Source organism: endosymbiont of Pachyrhynchus infernalis, from assembly GCF_004296515.1.
In the GTDB taxonomy this organism is placed as follows: domain Bacteria; phylum Pseudomonadota; class Gammaproteobacteria; order Enterobacterales; family Enterobacteriaceae; genus Nardonella.
The window spans coordinates 35,374-57,439 of record NZ_AP018160.1; the positions used below are offsets into that span (position 1 = coordinate 35,374).

Annotated in this window: 19 protein-coding genes, 1 tRNA gene, 1 rRNA gene and 1 other RNA gene; 13 read left to right on the top strand and 9 right to left on the bottom strand. The window is 16.2% G+C overall.

Translation table 11 applies throughout. From position 1 onward, the window contains the following. Window positions 1–26: 26 nt before the first annotated feature. Both NARPIN1_RS00155 and NARPIN1_RS00160 read right to left on the bottom strand, forming a co-directional pair. Window positions 27–100, bottom strand: a tRNA-Ile gene (locus NARPIN1_RS00155). 44 nt (window positions 101–144) lie between these two features. Further along, window positions 145–1,702: ribosomal RNA gene (locus NARPIN1_RS00160) — 16S ribosomal RNA — on the bottom strand. A gap of 167 nt (window positions 1,703–1,869) precedes the next feature. Here NARPIN1_RS00160 and NARPIN1_RS00165 point away from each other — a divergent pair. Then, window positions 1,870–3,810: an ATP-dependent helicase gene (locus NARPIN1_RS00165; RefSeq protein WP_130579061.1), complete on the top strand. Its 1,941-nt coding sequence runs from the start codon at window positions 1,870–1,872 to the stop codon at window positions 3,808–3,810. A gap of 71 nt (window positions 3,811–3,881) precedes the next feature. Continuing rightward, entirely contained in the window at window positions 3,882–4,688 is an 807-nt protein-coding gene (locus NARPIN1_RS00170) for a Cof-type HAD-IIB family hydrolase (RefSeq protein WP_130579063.1), read from the top strand. On the opposite strand, the gene metG is transcribed toward NARPIN1_RS00170, so the two are convergent. From metG to NARPIN1_RS00190, 4 genes are all read right to left on the bottom strand, one after another. Then, a complete protein-coding gene (metG, locus tag NARPIN1_RS00175) occupies window positions 4,681–6,300 on the bottom strand; it encodes a methionine--tRNA ligase (protein WP_130579065.1) in 1,620 nt (539 codons plus the stop codon). The genes NARPIN1_RS00170 and metG overlap by 8 nt on opposite strands. 5 nt (window positions 6,301–6,305) lie before the next feature. After that, window positions 6,306–6,663: a transfer-messenger RNA gene (gene ssrA / locus NARPIN1_RS00180) on the bottom strand. 6 nt (window positions 6,664–6,669) lie between these two features. Beyond that, window positions 6,670–7,107: an SsrA-binding protein gene (locus tag NARPIN1_RS00185; RefSeq protein WP_130579067.1), complete on the bottom strand. Its 438-nt coding sequence runs from the start codon at window positions 7,105–7,107 to the stop codon at window positions 6,670–6,672. Window positions 7,108–7,121: 14 nt separating this feature from the next. Further along, entirely contained in the window at window positions 7,122–7,439 is a 318-nt protein-coding gene (locus tag NARPIN1_RS00190) for an outer membrane protein assembly factor BamE (RefSeq protein WP_130579069.1), read from the bottom strand. A 144-nt stretch (window positions 7,440–7,583) separates the two neighbouring features. On the opposite strand from NARPIN1_RS00190, the gene grpE reads away from it, so the two are divergent. Next, window positions 7,584–8,201, top strand: coding sequence for a nucleotide exchange factor GrpE (grpE, locus tag NARPIN1_RS00195; RefSeq protein ID WP_232021813.1), 618 nt, complete (start codon window positions 7,584–7,586; stop codon window positions 8,199–8,201). On the opposite strand, the gene ung is transcribed toward grpE, so the two are convergent. Beyond that, window positions 8,193–8,852 (bottom strand): uracil-DNA glycosylase, encoded by a 660-nt coding sequence (gene ung / locus NARPIN1_RS00200; RefSeq protein WP_130579073.1) that lies wholly within the window; start codon window positions 8,850–8,852, stop codon window positions 8,193–8,195. The two genes, grpE and ung, sit on opposite strands and share 9 nt — an antisense overlap. A 45-nt stretch (window positions 8,853–8,897) precedes the next feature. On the opposite strand from ung, the gene lepA reads away from it, so the two are divergent. The 10 genes from lepA (at window position 8,898) to der (ending at window position 21,148) form a co-directional block, all read left to right on the top strand. After that, window positions 8,898–10,706: a translation elongation factor 4 gene (gene lepA, locus NARPIN1_RS00205; RefSeq protein ID WP_130579075.1), complete on the top strand. Its 1,809-nt coding sequence runs from the start codon at window positions 8,898–8,900 to the stop codon at window positions 10,704–10,706. Window positions 10,707–10,796: 90 nt separating this feature from the next. Beyond that, on the top strand, window positions 10,797–11,546 hold the full coding sequence (lepB, locus tag NARPIN1_RS00210) for a signal peptidase I (protein ID WP_172597007.1): 750 nt from the start codon (window positions 10,797–10,799) through the stop codon (window positions 11,544–11,546). Beyond that, window positions 11,543–12,235, top strand: coding sequence for a ribonuclease III (rnc, locus tag NARPIN1_RS00215; protein WP_130579079.1), 693 nt, complete (start codon window positions 11,543–11,545; stop codon window positions 12,233–12,235). The genes lepB and rnc overlap by 4 nt, the downstream gene beginning before the upstream one ends. Further along, window positions 12,232–13,905, top strand: coding sequence for an aspartate--tRNA ligase (gene aspS / locus NARPIN1_RS00220; RefSeq protein WP_130579081.1), 1,674 nt, complete (start codon window positions 12,232–12,234; stop codon window positions 13,903–13,905). The genes rnc and aspS overlap by 4 nt, the downstream gene beginning before the upstream one ends. Window positions 13,906–13,910: 5 nt before the next feature. Next, window positions 13,911–14,387 carry a crossover junction endodeoxyribonuclease RuvC gene (ruvC, locus tag NARPIN1_RS00225; protein WP_130579083.1) on the top strand — a complete coding sequence of 159 codons (477 nt, stop codon included), beginning with the start codon at window positions 13,911–13,913 and terminating at the stop codon, window positions 14,385–14,387. Between the two features lie 11 nt (window positions 14,388–14,398). Further along, window positions 14,399–15,508: a peptidoglycan DD-metalloendopeptidase family protein gene (locus NARPIN1_RS00230; RefSeq protein WP_130579085.1), complete on the top strand. Its 1,110-nt coding sequence runs from the start codon at window positions 14,399–14,401 to the stop codon at window positions 15,506–15,508. 3 nt (window positions 15,509–15,511) lie between these two features. Further along, window positions 15,512–16,390 (top strand): glycine--tRNA ligase subunit alpha, encoded by an 879-nt coding sequence (locus NARPIN1_RS00235; RefSeq protein WP_130579087.1) that lies wholly within the window; start codon window positions 15,512–15,514, stop codon window positions 16,388–16,390. Beyond that, window positions 16,387–18,513 (top strand): glycine--tRNA ligase subunit beta, encoded by a 2,127-nt coding sequence (locus tag NARPIN1_RS00240; protein ID WP_130579089.1) that lies wholly within the window; start codon window positions 16,387–16,389, stop codon window positions 18,511–18,513. The genes NARPIN1_RS00235 and NARPIN1_RS00240 overlap by 4 nt, the downstream gene beginning before the upstream one ends. 9 nt (window positions 18,514–18,522) lie before the next feature. Next, complete coding sequence (hisS, locus tag NARPIN1_RS00245) at window positions 18,523–19,803, top strand: histidine--tRNA ligase (protein WP_130579091.1); 1,281 nt, start codon at window positions 18,523–18,525, stop codon at window positions 19,801–19,803. 1 nt (window position 19,804) lies between these two features. Next, a complete protein-coding gene (gene der / locus NARPIN1_RS00250) occupies window positions 19,805–21,148 on the top strand; it encodes a ribosome biogenesis GTPase Der (RefSeq protein ID WP_130579093.1) in 1,344 nt (447 codons plus the stop codon). On the opposite strand, the gene tsaB is transcribed toward der, so the two are convergent. Both tsaB and cspE read right to left on the bottom strand, forming a co-directional pair. Beyond that, window positions 21,138–21,797 carry a tRNA (adenosine(37)-N6)-threonylcarbamoyltransferase complex dimerization subunit type 1 TsaB gene (gene tsaB, locus NARPIN1_RS00255; RefSeq protein ID WP_130579095.1) on the bottom strand — a complete coding sequence of 220 codons (660 nt, stop codon included), beginning with the start codon at window positions 21,795–21,797 and terminating at the stop codon, window positions 21,138–21,140. The genes der and tsaB overlap by 11 nt on opposite strands. A gap of 45 nt (window positions 21,798–21,842) precedes the next feature. After that, window positions 21,843–22,055, bottom strand: a complete 213-nt coding sequence (gene cspE / locus NARPIN1_RS00260) for a transcription antiterminator/RNA stability regulator CspE (protein WP_130579097.1) — start codon at window positions 22,053–22,055, stop codon at window positions 21,843–21,845. Window positions 22,056–22,066 lie beyond the last annotated feature (11 nt).

A 22,066-nucleotide genomic window follows, 5' to 3' on the forward strand; every position in this document is an offset into this window, starting at 1 on the left:
TAATAATATTTCTTTAATTTATAAAATAGGTTTGAATGGATTTGAACCATTGACCTCACCCTTATCAGGGGTGTGCTCTTCCTAACTGAGCTACAAACCTAATTTTTTATATATTTAATCAATTAATTTCACACCTTTTTATAAAAAGGAGGTAATCCAACCACAGGTTCCCCTACAGTTACCTTGTTACGACTTCACCCCAGTTATGGATCACAAGGTAATAAGAGTTCCCCTTATAAAAGGTTAAACTTTCTTATTTCTTTTGCAATTCACTTCCATGGTGTGACGGGCGGTGTGTACAAGGCCCGAGAACGTATTCACCGTGACATGCTGATTCACGATTACTAGCGATTCCTGCTTCATGAAGTCGAGTTGCAGACTTCAATCCGAACTTAGATATACTTTATGAGATTTGCTTATTCTTACGAAATAGCTTCTCTTTGTATATATCATTGTAGCACGTGTGTAGCCCTGCTCATAAGGGCCATGATGACTTGACGTCGTCCTCTCCTTCCTCCAATTTATCACTGGCAGTTTTCTTTGAGTTCCCGACATTACTCGATGGCAACAAAGAATAAGGGTTGCGCTCGTTGCGGGACTTAACCCAACATTTCACAACACGAGCTGACGACAGCCATGCAGCACCTGTCTCAAAGCTTCTTTTTTTAAAAGACACTAAAATATTTCTATTTTATTCTTTGGATGTCAAGAGCAGGTAAGGTTTTTCGCTTTGTATCGAATTAAACCACATGCTCCACCGCTTGTGCGGGCCCCCGTCAATTCATTTGAGTTTTAATCTTGCGATCGTACTTCCCAGGCGGTCGATTTAACACGTTAGCTACGAAAATTATAAATAATTACAATCTTCAAATCGACATAGTTTACAGCAATGGACTACCAGGGTATCTAATCCTGTTTGCTACCCATGCTTTCGTGATTCAGTGTCAGTATCTATCCAGGGAGTCGCCTTCGCCACTGATATTCCTCTAGATATCTACGCATTTCACCGCTACACCTAGAATTCTACTCCCCTCTATAGCACTCTAGTTAAATAGTTTCAAATGCAGTTTCTAAGTTAAGCTTAGAGATTTCACATTTGACTTATAAAACCACCTACTCACCCTTTACGCCCAATAATTCCGATTAACGCTTGCACCCCCCGTATTACCGCGGCTGCTGGCACGGAGTTAGCCGGTGCTTCTTTTGTAGGTAATGTCACTTAATATTATTATTAGTAATATTAATTTCTTCCCTTACTGAAAGTGTTTTACAACCCTAAGGCCTTCTTCACACACGCGGCATAGCTGCATCAGGGTTTCCCCCATTGTGCAATATTCCCCACTGCTGCCTCCCTTAGGAGTCTGGACCGTGTCTCAGTTCCAGTGTGGCTGATCATCCTCTCAGACCAGCTAGAGATCATTGCCTAGGTAAGCCATTACCCTACCTACTAGCTAATCTCGTCTGGGCTCATCTTATAACATAAGGTTTAATTCTAAAATTAAATCCCCTACTTTGGTTAAATTAATAACATTATTAAGCATTAGCTATCGTTTCCAATAGTTATTCTTATTTATAAGGCAGATTCCCAGATATTACTCACCCGTTCGCCGCTCGTTGTAAAAAAATTACATTACCGCTCGACTTGCATGTGTTAAGCTTGCCGCCAGCGTTCAATCTGAGCCATGATCAAACTCTTATTTTTAAATAAATATTAAAAATTTTAAAAAAAAAAAATAATAATATTTATTCTTTATATTAAATTAATTAAATTAAATATAAAATACATAGAAATTAGTATATACTATTTAATTAAAAAAATGAATTAATTATATTAAATTAAATAATATATTAATAATTTATTAAAATAAAATGAATAATAATTTTCTAAAATTTCTTAATGAGAATCAAAAAAAAGCAGTTTGTTCAAATTCAAAAAATATATTAGTATTAGCTGGTGCAGGTAGTGGTAAAACAATGGTTATTATTTATAGAATAATATGGTTCATTTTAAATAAAAATATAAATCCTAATTCTATATTAACAATAACATTTACAAATAAAGCTTCAGATGAAATAAATAATAGAATAAAAAAATTTACTAATAACAATTCTATAAATAGTGGAACATTTCATAGTATTTCATATAAAATATTAAAAATATATCATAAATATGCTAATTTATCTAATGACTTTCAAATAATAAATAATTATGATCAATTAAAAATAATAAAAAATATTATTAGTTTATTAAAATTGAATGAAAAAAATTATAATTGTTCTTATATTTTAAAATATATAAATAGTAATAAAGAAAATATTATAAGAGAAAATAATATAATATGTAAAAATAATAATGACTATATTCTATTAGAAATATATAAAAAATATCAAAAATTATGTAATAAATTAAATTTAGTAGATTTTTCTGAATTATTAATAAGATCATATGAACTTTTATTAAATAATAAAGATATTTTAAATAAATGTATAAATAAATTTAATAATATATTAATAGATGAATTTCAAGATATTAATAAAATTCAATATTTTTTGTCAAAAATTTTAATAAATAATGATATTTGTAATTCTTCTACAATAGTTGGAGATAATAATCAATCTATATATGGATGGAGAGGATCTAATATAAATAATATGAATAATCTATTAAAAGATTTTTCAAATGTAGAAATTATATATTTAAATCAAAATTATAGATCTACTAAAAATATAATAAAAGTAGCTAATTCAATTATATCAAATAATAGTAGTAGTGTAATATATAATAAAAAATTATGGACAAATAATAATTATGGTAATTTAATAAATATATATAAAGCAAATAATGAAATAGAAGAATCTAAATTTATATCTAATTTTATAAATAAAGATTTTAAATCTAATTTAGGTAATAAAAATTATGCTATTTTATATAGAAATAATTATAAATCAAGAATAATAGAAGAATACTTAATTTATAATAATTTATCATATAAAATATATGGAGGATTAAAATTTTTAGATAGACAAGAGATAAAAAATTCTATTTCTTATATAAGATTGATTGACAATACAAATGATAATATAGCATATGAAAAAATTGTAAATTTTCCACCAAGAAGAATTGGTAATAAAACTTTAGAATTAATAAAAAATGTATCTAAAGAAAATAATATTTCATATTGGGATTCTACAATTTATATCATAAATAATAATAAAAATTTTAAAAAAGTATGTATTAATTCGTTAATAAATTTTGTAAATTTGATTAAATTTATAAAAAAAGATATTATAGATTATGATTTACCAGATCAAATATATAAAATAATAAATTATTCAGGAATATATAATTTTTATAAACTTAATGAATATAATAATAATTTATTATTTAAAACAGATAATATAAATGAATTAATAAATTCATCTAAACAATTTTTTGATAAAAACAAAAATTTTAATATAAAACCAAATATTAAAGAATTTTTATCACACTTATTATTAAAATTAGATTATATAGAAAATAATAATAATAATAATATTCAACTTATGACAATACATTCATCTAAAGGTTTAGAATTTGATACTGTTTTTATATCAGGAATGGAAAACGGAATATTTCCATCACAAGAATCATTAATAGATAATTTTATTTTAGAAGAAGAAAGAAGATTATTTTATGTTGCATTAACTAGAGCTATAAAAAATATAATAATAACATATTCAGAATATAAATATATATATGGTAAAGTTGTTTTTTTTGAACCATCAAAATTTTTAAAAGAAATACCAAATAAATTTATAAAAATCATTTAATTTTATATTAAATAGTTATTACATATTTAATATAAAATTAAATTAAATAATTAAAATTTAAAGGTTTATATATGTATAAAGCAATAATTTCAGATTTAGATGGTACATTATTAAATTCTAATGGATTAATATCTGATTATACTAATAATATAATAAAATTATTAAATAATACTAATATTAAATTAATAATTGCTACTGGTAGACATTATATAGATGTATCTAATTTAATTAATAAGAATAGTATTTCTGCATTTTATATAACAGCTAATGGATCTGTTATACATGATTATAATAATAATTTGATTTATTATGCTAAATTAGATTCTAATGTATTATTAGAAATTATAAATAATATTTATTTAAATGATGATGAAATATATACTAATATATTTTGTAATGATATATGGATAACAAATCCTGAATCAAAATTAAATCGTTTTTATGTAAAAAAATACGATATTAACGATATTATAAAAAATAATTATATATTAAATAATTCATGTAAAATTCATTTTAATAGTGATAATATAAATGCTTTATCAAATTTAAAAGAATTTTTAAATAAAAATTGGAAAGATTATATAGAAGTAAATTTTTCATTACCATTTTGTTTAGAAGTTAATCCTAAGAATGTTTCTAAAGGAAATACATTAAAGTTTTTATTAAACAAATTAAATATAGAATTAAATAATTGTATCTCATTTGGAGATGGTATGAATGATTACGATATGTTATCTATTACAGGTAAATCATGTTTAATGAAAAATTCATCAAATGATCTTAAAAATAAATTATGTAATTTAGAAATTATAGATTCTAATGATAATGATGGTGTAGCAAAATATATAGAAAAAAATATTTTAAATATGATTAGTTAAATATTTTATTTACATAATTTATATTTATTTTTTTAAATTTTAAAATAAATTTATTTATTCTATGAAATGATTTAATTGGTTTATCTAAATTATATAAATTTAATTTTATTCCTAATAATTCTTCTGAGTAACTTGATATTTTTGGTATTATTGGTTTTAAATAAGTAATTATTATTTTAAATAAATTTAATCCTGTTGAGCATATTATGTGAGATTTTTTTTTTTTATTAATAATAAAATCCCATGGTTTATTATCTGATATATATTTATTAGCTAAATTAGATAGTTTAATTATATTATTTATTATTTTATTAAATTCAAATTTTTCATATAAATTAAATATAATATTAGATTTACTTATAAAATAATTATATATATTATCATCTATTTTATTAGAAAGAACTGAATTAAAATTAGTTTCTAATATTTTAAAATTTCTAGAAGCAAGATTTAATATTTTGTTTATAATATCACTATTTATTTTATTTACAAAATTTGTAATATCAAAATTTATATCTTCTATATTATTAGATAATTTTGATGAAAAATAATATCTTAATAAATCAGAATCTAAATATTCTAGATATTTTTCTACTGATATAAAATTATTATTAGATTTAGACATTTTATTTCCATTAATTTTTAAATGACCATGAACTATTATTTTATCTGGTTTTTTAAAATTTATTCCTTCTAATATAGAAGGCCATAATAATAAATGAAAATATATTATATCTTTTCCTATAAATTGATAAATTTTAGAATTTGAATTTATACTCCAATAATTTTCAATTATATTATTATTAAATTTATATAAGTTATTGAATGTACTTATATATCCAACTAATGCATCTATCCATACATAAAAAAATTTATTATTATAATTAGGTATTTTAAATCCAAAATAAGGATAATCTCTTGATATATCCCACATATTTAATCCTAAATCAATACAATTATGTATTTTATTTAATACTGATTTTTGTAAATTAATACTATTTATCCAAAATATTAAATTATTTTTAAATACAGGTAAATTAAAAAATAAGTGATTTGTTTCTTTTATTATTAAATTAGAATTAGATATTATAGATTTAGGATTTATTAAATCTATACAATTATATTTATATCCACAATATTCACATAAATCTCCATATTGATTTTTTGTTAAACATTTAGGACAACTACCAATTATAAATCTATCAGGTAAAAATATTTTATTATTATCGTCAAATAATTGATTTATTTTTTTTTCAATTATTAGATTTTTATTTTTTAATATATTAAAAATGTTAGATATTACTCTCTTATTTTCTGAACTATGAGTTAAATAATAATTATCATGATCTATAGAAAATTTTTTAAAATTATTTTTATGATTAAAATACATTTTTTTTATATAATATAATGTATTTATTTTTAATTTTTTTGATTTTAGCATTATAGGGGTTCCATGAGAATCATCAGAACATATAAAATATATATTTTCCTTATTCATTTTTTTATATCTTACCCAAATATCAGCTTGTATATTTTCTAATATATGTCCAAGATGTATAGGCCCATTAGAGTATGGAAAAGCAGATGTAACTAAAAATTTATTATTATTCATATATGTTGTGGAGCTGGTGGGATTTGAACCCACGTCCAAAAGCTCATAAATTATATTATCTACATATTTAGTTTTTCTAAAAAAATATTTTATTATTAAAAGAAAAACATTTAATAATAAATAATTAAGAATATTAAAAATATATAAATCTCTTAATTAATTTATATATTTACTCTATATTAATATGACTTCTATATATAAATTATATAGAGAGAATTTATACAAGAAGGAATTTATATTGCAGATGCAAAATAAGATTCATTTGTTTTTAAATTTGCACTTTTTTTTTAAGATTTTTACAAGTTCTTAAACTTGATATGCAAATATAATTTAAGTAATACTCTGTCAAAACCTTTCAGCCCCTAAATTTTAAGATTTATATTTATTTATATTAAAATTAGAATTTTTATTTTTTATATATAATCTTTTGTCTATTTTTTTTATTTTTTTTGATATTCCAACTTTAATTTTTATATATAAAGTTTTACTTAAAAAAATTGATATTGGTTTTATTATAAAGTTTTTTGAATTTATTTTATTTAATAAAATTAATATTTCTTTTTTATTTAATAAAAGTTTTATTTTTCTATTATAACTATTTATATTTTTATCTTTTATTGTAAATATTGAACCTAATAAAAAAAATTCATTTTTTATTATATTTATATAACTTTTATCAAAATTAGCTTTATTATTTTTTATACATTTAACTTCATATCCTTTTAATACTAATCCAATATCCATTTTATCTTCTATATTATATTTATAAAATGAATTTTTATTATTATTTATATGAATTATATTCATTTTGAAATATTTTATTAATTAGAATTATTATTATCTATTTTTATAAGAATATCTTCTTCATTAAAATGTAATACTATTTTATTTAAATCTACTATTTTATTATTTTTAACTTTATAATTTATATAAAACCAAATTTTATTAGTAAATGGATCTATTATAGATGGATTACCTAATATTTCAATTATTTTTTCTTTATTATCTAATCCTATTTTTAATTTATTTAATTGAGAATTAATTATTATATATCCATAAGAATTATTATTTGAATAAATATTTTTATATTTTAAAAATTCAAATATTATTAAAGAAATATATAAAATATTATTTTTCATAAGTCTTTTTTAAAATATTTATTATATTATAATTATAATATAATTATAATAATAATTTAATTTTTAATCAAATTAGTTTATACTATATTTATTCATATTTTAATTTAAATATTAAATAAATATAAATTTTATAGGATAAATATTATGAATGATAATAAAGATATATTAGAAGAAGAAATAGATATTAATAAAAAAGATGATAAAAATTTAGATAATTTAATAAACGAATATATTAATAATATAAATAATTTAAATAATGTAATTGAAAACTATAAAATTGAATTAGATAATTTGAAGAAAGAAAAAATTGATAATGAATTAAGATATCAAGCTGAATTAAGTAATATAGATAAAAGAAATAAAATAGAAATTGAAAAAATATATAAATTTTCTTTAGAAAATTTTATGAGTGAATTAATTATAGTTATTGATAATTTAGAAAGAGCAATAAATGTTAATGTTGATAAAATTAACGATGATATAATTGAAGGATTAAATTTAACCTTAAAATCTTTAGTAAAAATTACCAATAAATTTGGTTTATCATCTATAGATAGTATAAATGTTCCTTTTGATCCATCTATACATCAAGCAATACTTACTACATTTAATAAAAAATATGAACCCAATTATGTTATAGATATTATTCAAAAAGGATATATATTAAATGAAAGATTAATTAGACCTGCAATGGTTCAAGTATCTTGTAATTCAGAAAATAATATAGAAAAAAATATGAATATAGATAATAAATTAGAATAAATTCCAATCTATTATTTTTTTGTTTTGATTTTTTAAAATATTATTAATTTTTATAAAATGTTTACATCCAAAAAATCCTTTATTAGCAGATAAAGGAGATGGATGTGATGCTTTTAATATAAAATGTTTTTTTTTATCTATTAAATATTCTATTTTTTTTGAGTAATTACCCCATAATACAAATATTATTCCATTTTTATTATTATTAATTATTTTTAATATATTTTCTGTAAATATTTCCCATCCTATATTTGAATGAGATAATGGTTTATTTTTTTCTACTGTTAATATTCTATTTAATAATAATATTCCTTGATTAGACCAATATTTTAAATATCCATGTTTTGGATATTTAAAATTATTTATATTATTTTTTATTTCTATAAATATATTATTTAATGATTTTGGTATTTTTGAATTTAAATTAACAGAAAAAGATAATCCATTCGCTTGATTTATATTTGGATAAGGATCTTGACCTATAATTACTATTTTAGTAATATCAAAAGGTGTTAATTTAAATGAATTAAATATATTATTTATTTTAGGATATATAATTTTATTATTTTTAATTTCTTTATATATAAAATTATTCATTTTAATAAAATAATTTTTATTTTTTTCTTTATTTATTATATCTTTCCAATTCATATAATTATATTTTTAATTTTATATAAAATATATAGTATCATTTTTATGAATAAAAATAAATTGAATTTTAATATTAGAAATTTTTGTATAATTGCCCATATAAATCATGGTAAATCTACTCTTTCTAATAAAATAATAGAATATTGTAATAATAATTTTTATAAAAAAAATATAAAAAGTAATGAACCATTAGATAATTTGGAAATAGAAAAAAAAAGAGGAATAACTATAAAATCTAAAAATATTACTTTAAATTTTAATTATAAAAATAATTTATATAAATTTAATTTAATTGATACTCCTGGGCATGCAGATTTTTATTCAGAAATAATTAAAATAATTAATGTATGTAATGGAGCTTTATTAGTTATAGATTCTACTAAAGGAATACAATCACAAACTATATTTAATTATAATTTAGCTAAAGATAATAATTTAAATTTAATATTTGTAATAAATAAAGTAGATTTAAAGTTATCTAATACTAATAAAATAATAGATGATATTAAAAATTATTTTAATTTAAATGAATTTAATTATGTATTATGTTCTTCAAAAACTGGATATGGTATAGATAATTTAGTAGAAAAAATAATCAAATTTATTTCTAAACCTAATATTTTATTAACAAATAATTTAGAAATAATTATTTTAGATGTAAAATTTAATAATTATTTAGGAATTATATTAACAGTATATATTAAAAGTGGATATTTAATTAAAGGATCTAAAATTTTTAATAAAAATAATAATATATTTTTGATAATAAAATTATTAGGTATTTTTAATATTAATAATGATTATATAGATATATTAAATTCTGGGGATATTGGATGGATATCATTTACTTATAAAAAAATTATGAATTTTTATATAGGAGATACTATTTATAATTATGTTAATAAGTATGAAAAAAATAATAATATTAGTAATAATATTGAATCTAATATATATTGTAGCTTATTTACTAAAGAATATAATGAATTTAATAAATTTGAAAAATCTATAGTTATTTTTTCATTAAGTGATTGTTCATTTAAATATAATAAAGAATATTCTAATTTATTTGGATTTGGATTTAAATGTGGATTTATAAGTTTATTACATATGGAAGTTGTTATAGAAAGATTAGAAAAAGAATTTAATTTAAAATTAATATATACATTTCCTAATATAGAGTATAAAATATATACTAAAAATAATAAAATTATAAATATAAAAAATCCTAGTGATATATATAAATATAATATAAAATATATAAGTGAACCTATATCTATTTGTGAAATAATAACTCCAAATAAATATATGAATAATATTGTAAAATTATGTTTAGATAAAAGAGGAGTAAAAATAAATATTTTAAATTATAATAATGATAATTATAAATTAATATATTATATTCCTATATCTGAAATAATAAACAATTTTTTTGATGATATAAAATCAATATCAAATGGATATGCATATTTTAATTATAAATTTAGTCATTTTGAAAAAACTAAATTATTTATAATTGAAATTGAAATAAATAATTATATAATAAATCAATTAACATGTTTTGTAAGTGAAAATAATATAAAAAGTAAAATTTTATATATAAATAATAAATTGTCTGAATTAATACATCGTAAACAATTTGATATTGTTATAAAGATTTTATTAAATAAAAAAGTTGTCTCTAAAAAAATTATAAAACAATTTAGGAAAGATGTTATAAGTAAATGTTATGGTGGAGATATAAGTAGGAAAAAGAAACTATTAGATAAACAAAAAAAAGGAAAAAAAAAGATAAAAAAAAATAATACATTAAATGTAAAATTAGATGAAATTAAATCTATATTTTATATTAATTAAATAACTTATCAAACAATAATTATGTGTAAATTTTTATTTTTAATTTTTTTTATTGGTTTAATTTTTATGTTTAAATTTTTCAGAGAAAATATGAGTAATTTTTATTTAAAAATTAAAAATTTATTTTCATATTTTAAATTAACAATTTATATATTGTTTATATCGTTTATTTTTAGATTTTTTTTATATGAAACATTTTATATTTCTTCTTCATCTATGTTTCCTAATTTATTAATTGGTGATTTTATTATAACTAAAAAATACACTTTTAATATAATAAATTCATTATTAAAAAATAGATTTTCTAATAATTTAAATATAAAAAGAGGTGATATAATTTTATTTAAGTTTCCATTAAATAAAAAAATGTTTTTTATAAAGAGAGTTATTGGTATTCCTGGTGATGAAATTGAATATGATTTTTTAAATAAAAAAATTAAATTATATAATAAAAAACTTAATTTATTAGATTATAAATTAAATTATTTAAATTTATTAAATAGTAATAAATTTTTAAATTTATATAATGAATATAATGTTTTTATAGATAAAACAGAAAATATTAATAATAAATCATATTCCATTTTTATAAATAATTTAGATAAAAATGAAATGAATTGTTTATTATTAAATAATAAAGATAATGTAATTAGATGGATTGTTCCCAATAATTGCTATTTTGTAATCGGAGATAATAGAAATAATAGTTTTGATAGTAGATATTGGGGATTTTTAGATAAAAAATATATATTAGGAAAATTTATATTTAAAGTATTTAATTTTAATATAAATAAGATTTTAATCTTTTTAAAAAGTAAAAATTTTATTAAACTAATATGAAATTTGTAGAATTAGAAGATAAATTAAATTATTATTTTAAAAATAAAGATTTATTATTTCAATCATTATCTCATAAAAGTATTGGATCTTTTAATAATGAAAAATTAGAATTTTTAGGAGATTCAGTACTTAATTTTATAATTACAACTAATATATATAATATATTTAATGATTTAAATGAAGGAGATATGAGTTATATAAGATCAAATTTAATTCAATCTAAAAATTTAATTAAAATAGCTAAAAAATTAAATATAAAAAATTATATACAATTTTCTTCTGTAAACGATAAAATAGATTATTTTATAAATTACTTATTAGCTAATTCTTTAGAAGCAATAATAGGTGCTATTTTTTTAGATGGTGGAATTGAATCTGTAAAAAAATTTATATTTAGTCAGTTTAATGAAAATTTAAATAAATTAAAAAATAATAGAGATTTAAATAAAGATTTTAAAACTTTATTACAAGAATTACTACAAAAATTACATTTTTCATTACCAATATATGATACAGTTAAAATTAAAAATTATAAATATAATTTAAAAAAGTTTTATATTTTATGTAAAATTAGCAATCCAAAATATATTGAAACCAATGGTATTGGATTAAATAAAAAACAGGCTGAACAAATAGCTGCAAAAAAAATGTTAAAATTATTAAATTATAATTTTAATAAAAATATATGAAAAGTTACTATTGTAAAGATATAAATAATTTATTTATAAATAAAAAAATAATTTTAAATGGATGGATATATAATAAAAAAATATTAAAAAATATTATATTTATTAATTTAAGAGATAGTTCTGGTGAAATACAATTAGTATGTTATAAAAATAATATAAATTTTGATAAAATATCAAAATTAAAATGTGAGAGTTGTATTAAAGTTTGTGGATTTGTAAAACATAAAAAATTACTCTTTATAAATAAAAATATATATAATAATTTTGAAATTGAAATTAAATATATAAATTTATTATGTGATTCTAATTCATTACCAATTGATTTTAATAGTAATTTATCTGAATATCAAAAATTAAAATTTCGTTATTTATATTTAAGAAATAAAAAACCTTCAAATTTAATTAAAATAAAGTCTGAAATAAATTGGTATGTTCATAAATTTATGAGAAAAAATAATTTTTTAAATATAGAAACTCCTATTTTATCAAAAAGATTTATACATGAAGGATCTAAAAATTATATAGTTTCTAGTAGAAAATATAATAATAAATATTATTCTTTATCTCAATCACCTCAATTATTTAAGCAAATATTAATGATTTCTGGATTTGATAAATATTATCAAATTGCAAAATGTTTTAGAGATGAAGATTTAAGATCTGATAGACAACCAGAATTTACACAAATAGATTTTGAAGTTTCATTTAAATATGAAAATTATATATATAATATTACTGAAAAATTGATAAAATATATTTTTAAACAAATTTTAAATATTAATATAGATAATAAATTTAAAAAAATAACTTTTAAAGAATCTATTAATAAGTTTGGTACAGATAAACCTGATTTAAGAAGTTTACTAGAAATAATACATATAAATAATTTATTAAATGTAGATAATTTATCATATATGTTTGATATAATACATATACCTAATGGTATTTATATTAAAAATATAAATAATTATATAATTAATTTTAATTTAAATAATAATTTATTTATATTAAATTTTAATAAATTTAAATATTTTTTAAATTATTTAAATTTAAATATTAATAATATATTATATGAAAAAATAATATTTTATTTAAATAAAAATACTATTAATATTAATAATGATTTAATATTAATATATATAATAGATAAAAATTTATATTCTATTGAAATTATTAGCAAAATAAGAACATATATTGGAATACAATTATCTGTAGAAAAATTTTCTTTTATCTGGATTACTGATTTTCCTATGTTTAAATTAAATAATGGTAATATAGAATCAATGCATCATCCATTTAGTTCTCCTAAAAAAAATAATATTAATAAAATTAATAAACTTTATATTAATAAAAATATAAATTCTTTATTATCTAGATCTTATGATTTAGTTATTAATGGATACGAAGTTGCAAGTGGTTCTGTTAGAATAAATAATAGAAAAACACAAGAATTAATTTTTGATTTATTAAATATTTCTAAAATAGATCAAAAAAAATATTTTGGTTTTTTTTTAGATGCTCTTAGCTATGGTGCACCTCCACATTCTGGAATAGCTATTGGTTTAGATAGATTAACTATGTTAATAACTAATATAAATAATATAAAAGATATTATAGCTTTTCCTAAAACATCATCAGCTTATGATTTATTAATGGATTTTCCTAATTAATAAATATGAAAATTATATTAGGAGTTGATCCTGGTTCTAAAATAACTGGATATGGTTTTTTAGAATTATATAAAAATGAAATTAATTACTTATTTAGTGGATATATTTTTTTAAAAGATAAGAATTTTTTTAAAAGATTAAATATTATATATAAAGAAATGAAATTAATAATTAAAAAATATAATCCTAATTATTTTGCTATAGAAAAAATATTTGTTGGAAAAAATATGGATTCCGCCATAAAATTAAGTCACGCTAGAAGTGCTGCTATTTTAGCATTAAATAATTTTAATATTCCTATCTATGAATATACATTTAGTCAAGTAAAAAAATGTTTATTAAAAATAGATAATAATAATACTAATATAAAAAATATCATTTTGAATAGATTAAAGATAAATAATAATAATTTTAAAGAAGATGTATTTGATGCTTTAGCAATAGCTATAACTAATTTTTATGATATAAAAAATTTTATATAAATAAATTAAATATGCAACGGATATTAAAAAATAATATATCTTTTTTTATAAAGAAAATATATTTATTATTAGATTTTATTAATAAATATTTATTTTTTATAGTTAATATAATAATTATATTAAACTTATTTATATTTAGTAATATATATATGAATAAATTTAATATTAAATTAAAATTTAATTATTTTAAAATAAATAAAATAAATTTAAATAATCTTTTTAATAAAAAATTTAATTTATATTTAAAAAGTAAGAATAAATTTAATAAAATTAAATTTGAATTTATTGATTTAAATAAAAATATATATTATTTAAAAAATAAGAATAAATTCAATAACAAAAAAACATATTTCTTAATAACTTATATAAAAATAAATAATAATTTTATTAAAAATTTAATGAATTTAGGTTTAAAAAAAAATGATATTAATAATATTAAAAATATAGTTAATAAATTTATTAATATTAAAAATTTAACTAAAGATAGTAAATTTATTATTTTTAGTATATTTAACGAATCAAATAAATTTAAAATTGATATTAATAAATTAATATGTATAAAAGTAATAAATAAAAATAAAAAAATATATATATATAAAAAATTAAATGATAAGTATTATATATTTAATATTAATAATAAATTTATGAAATTTCCTACTAAAAAAAGATTTAAAATTACATCAAAATTTAATTTAAATAGACTAAATCCTATAACTAATAAAATATATCCTCATAAAGGTATAGATATAGCTATGCCCATTGGAACACCTATATTATCTGTTAGTAATGGAATTATAAAGGATATTTCTAAAGATAACATTTCTGGAAATTATATAGTAATAAAACATAATAATAGATGTATAACAAAATATATGCATTTAAAAAAATGTATAGTTAAAAAAGGACAAAAAATAAATTTAGGACAATGTATTGGATATTCAGGTAATAGTGGTAGATCAACAGGACCTCATTTACATTTTGAAATATGGATAAATTCTAATGCAGTAAATCCATTAACTATAGAATTAAATAAAAAATACTATAATATGTTATATATAAATGATATAAGAAAATTAATATATAATATAGAATTAAATATTTCAAAAAATATATTAATTTAATTTATGAAAAAAAATATTATAACTTTTCAGGAAATTATTACAAAATTACAAAATTTTTGGATAAATAATGGTTGTAATATTATACAACCATTTGATATAGAAATAGGAGCAGCTACTTTACATCCAATAACTTATTTATTTGGTTTAAAAAAAAAAGAATTTTATTTTGTTTATACTCAATCATGTAGAAGACCATTTGATTCTAGATATAATATAAATAATTTTAAGATAAGTAAATATTTTCAATTACAAATTATTATGAGACCTAAAATAAATAATATACAAAAAATTTATTTAGAATCTCTTTGTAATATAGGAATTAACTTTTTAGAAAATGATATAAAATTTATAGAAGATAACTGGGAAAATACAACGTTAGGATCATGGGGTATAGGATGTGAAGTTCAATTAAATGGTATTGAAATAACTCAAATTACATATTTTAAACAAATTTGTGGTATAGATTGTAATCCTGTTATATTAGAAATAACTTATGGTTTAGAAAGATTATCTATGATATTGCAAAAAACTAATAATATATATAATTTAATATGGTCTATAAATAAAAATAATAAAGTATTAAAATATAAAGATATTAATTGTTATGATGAATTAGAATATTCTTTATATAATACTAAATATGCTAATAAAAAATTTTTATTTATTAAATTTAATCAGTATGAATTAGAAATTAAATATTTATTATCTTTAAAAAAACCATTATTAATACCTGCTTATGAGTGTTTATTAAAAGTAATACATAATTTTAATTTATTAGAATCTAGAAATTCTATATCTATATATGAAAGACAATCTTATATATTAAGAATACAATCTTTATCAAAAAAAATATCTAAAATATATTATGAATTAAATCAATGATTTTTAAATTTTTTAAAAATAAGTATTCTTTATTTATTATAGAAATAGGAATAGAAGATTTACCATATAGTAAATCTAAATATATATGTGATTTTCTTTTAGAAAAATATAAAAATAATTTATACAAAAATAATTTATTTTTTAAAAAAATTAACATATATTATTCTAGTAGAAGAATATCTATTATATCAAAAAAATTATATAGAATTAATAATAATATATATGAAATAATTAGAGGTCCTTCATTAAAGAATTTGTCATATAATAATATATTTTTAAAATTTAATAATTGGATTAAAAAGTATAATTTAAATTTAAATAATATTAAATATTTAATAAAAGATAATAATATATTTTTTATTAATTTTTTAAAAATTAATAAAAAATACAATATAAAAAAGATATTATTTAGTGTAGTAAATAATTCAATAATTGAATTATTAAATAATAATTTAAATTTGATATTAAGCAAAGATATAAAATTTATAAAACCTATAATATCAATTTCTCTAATAATAGATAATGATTTTATTTTAGGTAAAATATTAGAAATAAAACTAAATAATTTTTTTTATGGAAATATAAATAATATATATAAAAAAATTTATATTAATAATTCAAAAGAATATATTAATAGTTTAAAAAAATATGGAAATATAATTATAAATAATTATAGTAGAAAAAAAATTATATTAAAAAAAATTAATATTATTTTAAAAAAATATAATTTATATATAGATAATAATTTAATTGAAAAAAATATAGACATATATATTCATTTAAATGAATATCCATCAGTATTATCTATAGAATTTAATATTAATTATATAAAAAATTTACCAAAATCGATTATTGAATATATAATAATTTATCATAAATTTATTCCAACATACTTTAGTTATAATAATGAATTAACTAATAAGTTTATATTAATATCTAATATAATATCTAAAAAATATAAAAATTTAATATATTGGAGTATTTGTAATATACATAATTCATTAAATGAATTATGTATATTTTTTAATATAGATATTAAAAATGATATTATTTTATTAAAAGAAAAATTAAATGAAATATTATTTAGAAAAAAATTAGGATCTATGTATGAAAAAATATATAGATTTAAAATATTTTCTTTATATTTAATTAAAAAAACACATAAATATTATTTATATAAATATATAAATGATATTTCAGATTTTTATAAATTAGATCTAGTAACTAATTTAGGTATTTTTTATCCAAAACTACAAGGAATTATATCTTCTATATATTATAAAATAAAAAAAAATAATAATATAAATAATATAGTTTTAAATTCTATAAAAAATCAATATTTTAATGAAAATGATTATATTAAAAATAATAAGTTAAATTATTTAACATATATTATATCTTTATCTGATAAATTAGATACTTTAATTGGAAATTTTATATTACACAAATATAATGAATACAAAATAACCGGAAATAATGACCCTTTATATATTAAAAAATATTCTATATATATAATTAAAATTTTAATAAATATTGATTTAGATATAAAAATATCATTTTTAATAAAAAAAACTTTATTAATTTATAATCAAAAAAAAAATTATGATTATCTATTTATAAAAATAAAAAAATTTTTTATTAATAGAATTATAAATTTTTATTTAAATAAAAATTATTCTATTAATATTATTAATTCAGTAATATCTTGTCAAGATGATTCTTTATTTGATATTAATTTAAGAATAAAATCTATTACATTATTTATTAATGAAGATTTTAATAAATTTATAAATATAATTAATACTTATAAAAGAATAAATAATTTAATAATTAATAATATAGATTATAATAATAATATAAATATTAAAAAAATATATATACATAATAAATTATTAACAGAAATAAAATCAATAGAAAATTATTTATCTGTAAATATAAATAATAGAAAATATTTAAAATCATTATATATATTAAATATATTATGTAAAAAAATTAATATATATTTAGATAATAATTTAATATTAACATCTAATATTTTTATTAAAAATTATAAATTAAAATATCTTTTTAGTATTATTAATAATTTTTATAATATTGTTAACTTTAATATATTAAAGTTTTAAATTAAATATATGAAAATATATTCCTTAAAAGGAATGAAAGATTATAATATAGAAAAATCTTATATTTGGAGTTACTTATTTGATAAAATTAAATCAATATTAGTATCTTACGGATTTGAGTTTATTAATTTTCCTATATTAGAAAATACATTACTATTTAATAAAAGTTTAAATAATAATATTTTAATAAATCAGATATATTCATTTTTAGATAAAAATTCAAGAAATATATCTTTAAGGCCTGAAGGAACATCATGTTGTTTAAGATTTGCTATAGAAAATGGATTATTAAGAGGACAAAAAAAGAAATTATGGTACTTTGGTCCTATGTTTAGATATGAAAATCCTCAATTATATAGATATCGTGAATTTTATCAATTAGGAATAGAAGCATTTGGATTTAATGATATTAATATAGAATTAGAAATTTTATTATTAATGAATAATTTTTTTAAAGATATAGATTTATTAAAAAAGTTAGTATTAGAAATAAATTTTTTAGGTTCTATTGAAATTAAAAATAAATATTCAAAATATTTATTAAATTTTTTTAAAGAAAATATATCTATTTTTAATAAAATTTATTCTTTAAAAGAAATAGAAAATAATCCATTTAAAATATTAGAAATAAAAAATGAATATATATTAGATTTTATGATTAATAATATGTATAAAATAGATAGTTTTTTAACAATTAAAGATAAAGAATATTTTAATAAAATTTTAAATTTATTATTTTTTTTTAAGATACCTTATAAGGTAAATTATTTTTTAATTAGAGGCATAAATTATTATGATGGAATAATTTTTGAATGGAAATATTATGAATTAAAATCTAAATTATCTGTATGTTCTGGAGGAAGATATAATAATTTATCTAAAAAATTAGGTGGTATTTTAACATCAGGAATAGGATTAGCAATAGGATGGGATAGACTAATAGAATTTTTTATAATTGAAAAAGGATATAAAAATATTAAAAATAATATAAAAAATAAAATATTAGTAATAGTAAATAATATTAAATATATAAAATATGCATTTTTGTTATCTGAAAATATAAGAAATTTATCTATTAAATTAATAATTAATATTGATTATTCTATTTCATCATTGAATAAAAAAATAAATTATGCAATAAAAAATAATTTTTCTTATATATTTATAATATATAAAATATATGAAAATAAAAGTATTATTTTAATTAAAGATATAAATAATTTTAACCAAAAATATGTTTATTCTATTGATGAAGTTATTGATTTTATAAAAAAAAATATGAAAATTTAATATGAAATATGATGCTATAGTTTCTATAATTGGTAGATCTAACGTTGGCAAATCATTGTTATTTAATAGATTATTAAAATTTAATTACTCATTAATATCTGATGATCCTGGTACAACTGTAGATATAAAATATAATTTTATTAATTTTAAAAGTAAAAATATAGGATTTATTGATACAGCTGCTATATTAGATTTTCCAAATAAAAAAATATATAAAAAAGTATTTAATCAAATTATATATTCTATAAATAATTCAAATATAATATTATTTATAGTTGATTCATCTAATTCTAATTTTTATAAAGATGTAAATTTATTTAAATTTTTACTTACATTTAAGAAAAAAATATTTTTAATTATTAATAAAATTGATTTATTAAATAACATAAAAAATGAATTTAATTTTATTAATAAAGAAGATATTATATATATATCATCTTTATATAATAAAGGAATAAGATCATTAATTAATAAAATATTTAGTAATACAAATAATTTTATTATAAATGATAAATATAAGTTTATAGATTTAGATAATAATAAATATATAAAATTATCTGTTATAGGAAAACAAAATGTTGGAAAATCAACTTTAATAAATTCTATTTCAAATGAAAAATTATTAATTACTTCTAGTCAACCTGGTACTACTAAAGATAGTACAAATACAATTATAAAATTAAAAAATATTAATTTAATATTTACAGATACAGCAGGAATAATTAATATAGATTTTTTATCAAAAATAAAAAATTCATCTAGTTATATAAATAAAATAAATTATATTTTAATAAAAAATATAAATAAATCAAATATCATAATATTTATAATAGATATTACATTAGAAATAACAAATAAAGATTTAATATTAATAAATCATTTAATAAAATTAGGAAAACCTATAATTTTATTAATAAATAAATGTGATTTATTAAATAAAAAAATTTTTAAAATAAAAAAAAATGAAATTTTAAAGAAATTAAATTTTATAAAATTTATAAATATAATTTTTATATCAGCATTATATAAAAAAAATATAAAACATATTTTTAATAATATAAATATTATAGATAAATTTTTATTTAAAAAACTTAAAACAAATTATTTAAATAAAATATTATATGAATCTATTAAAAATTTAAATCATAAATATATAAATGATAAACAACCTAAACTTAAATTTTGTAATATTTATAGTACCAATCCAATAAAAATAATAATTTTTGGTAAAAGAACTTACTTATTAAGTAATTCTTATAAAAAATATATATCTAATTGTTTTTATAAAAATTTAAATTATAAAAATATTCCAATAAGTATAATTTATAAAGAAATTAGTAAATAGGTAATACTTTTTTAAAATTAGAAAATTTATTTAAACTTATTAATTTTAATGATAAAGATATAACATCTTCTATTTTCTGTACTTTTATTTTAGAAAACAATATATTTTTATTATCTAAAAATTTATTTATATGATTTGTATAAGCATTACCAGAAATTATATATTCATTATCAAATTTATTTATATATTTTATAATATCACATAAATATGTAAATTTAATTACTTTAAACTTTGATATACAAATATTTTTTCTAGATATATAAAATTCAGACCAATATATTAATTTAGAATATCCATTAATCATAGATATAATATTATTTTTTTTATTAAAATAAAGATATGAACTATATGCTAAAATTTCTAAAGAATTTATTTTTATGATTGGAATATCTATTCCAAAAGATAATCCATGACATATACAAATTCCTATTTTAGTACTAGTAAAATCACCTGGACCACATATACATACTATAATATTTATATTTTTAATAGATATATTATTTTTAAATAAAAAATAATCTATATCATATAAAATTTTATCTAAATAATTAAAATTGTATTTTCTAGAAAATTTAAATAAATTATTATTATAATATAAACCTATATAACAAATATTAGTAGTTGTATCAATAGATAATATGTTATACATAAATAAACCAGTAACAATATTAATTATTACTGGTATAAAATTTTTCTATATTATATTAACATTAATAGCTGATGGTCCTTTTTGACTTTCTTGTATTTCAAACTCAACATTTTGTCCTTCAGTTAATGTTTTAAATCCACTTCCTTGAATAGAAGAAAAATGAACAAAAACATCTTTTCCACCATCACTAGGTGTAATAAATCCAAATCCTTTAGATTCATTAAACCATTTAACTTGACCTTTTATTTTATTTGACATAAATAATCCTA

Coding starts and splice junctions, on each gene's coding strand:
- tsaB (WP_130579095.1), bottom strand. CDS start 21,797: ATGTATAACATATTATCTATTGATACAACTACTAATATTTGTTATATA.
- lepB (WP_172597007.1), top strand. CDS start 10,797: ATGAGTAATTTTTATTTAAAAATTAAAAATTTATTTTCATATTTTAAA.
- NARPIN1_RS00170 (WP_130579063.1), top strand. CDS start 3,882: ATGTATAAAGCAATAATTTCAGATTTAGATGGTACATTATTAAATTCT.
- ung (WP_130579073.1), bottom strand. CDS start 8,852: ATGAATTGGAAAGATATAATAAATAAAGAAAAAAATAAAAATTATTTT.
- NARPIN1_RS00185 (WP_130579067.1), bottom strand. CDS start 7,107: ATGAATATAATTCATATAAATAATAATAAAAATTCATTTTATAAATAT.
- metG (WP_130579065.1), bottom strand. CDS start 6,300: ATGAATAATAATAAATTTTTAGTTACATCTGCTTTTCCATACTCTAAT.
- NARPIN1_RS00165 (WP_130579061.1), top strand. CDS start 1,870: ATGAATAATAATTTTCTAAAATTTCTTAATGAGAATCAAAAAAAAGCA.
- NARPIN1_RS00235 (WP_130579087.1), top strand. CDS start 15,512: ATGAAAAAAAATATTATAACTTTTCAGGAAATTATTACAAAATTACAA.
- der (WP_130579093.1), top strand. CDS start 19,805: ATGAAATATGATGCTATAGTTTCTATAATTGGTAGATCTAACGTTGGC.
- rnc (WP_130579079.1), top strand. CDS start 11,543: ATGAAATTTGTAGAATTAGAAGATAAATTAAATTATTATTTTAAAAAT.
- NARPIN1_RS00240 (WP_130579089.1), top strand. CDS start 16,387: ATGATTTTTAAATTTTTTAAAAATAAGTATTCTTTATTTATTATAGAA.
- ruvC (WP_130579083.1), top strand. CDS start 13,911: ATGAAAATTATATTAGGAGTTGATCCTGGTTCTAAAATAACTGGATAT.
- lepA (WP_130579075.1), top strand. CDS start 8,898: ATGAATAAAAATAAATTGAATTTTAATATTAGAAATTTTTGTATAATT.
- cspE (WP_130579097.1), bottom strand. CDS start 22,055: ATGTCAAATAAAATAAAAGGTCAAGTTAAATGGTTTAATGAATCTAAA.
- grpE (WP_232021813.1), top strand. CDS start 7,584: ATGAATGATAATAAAGATATATTAGAAGAAGAAATAGATATTAATAAA.
- NARPIN1_RS00190 (WP_130579069.1), bottom strand. CDS start 7,439: ATGAAAAATAATATTTTATATATTTCTTTAATAATATTTGAATTTTTA.
- aspS (WP_130579081.1), top strand. CDS start 12,232: ATGAAAAGTTACTATTGTAAAGATATAAATAATTTATTTATAAATAAA.
- hisS (WP_130579091.1), top strand. CDS start 18,523: ATGAAAATATATTCCTTAAAAGGAATGAAAGATTATAATATAGAAAAA.
- NARPIN1_RS00230 (WP_130579085.1), top strand. CDS start 14,399: ATGCAACGGATATTAAAAAATAATATATCTTTTTTTATAAAGAAAATA.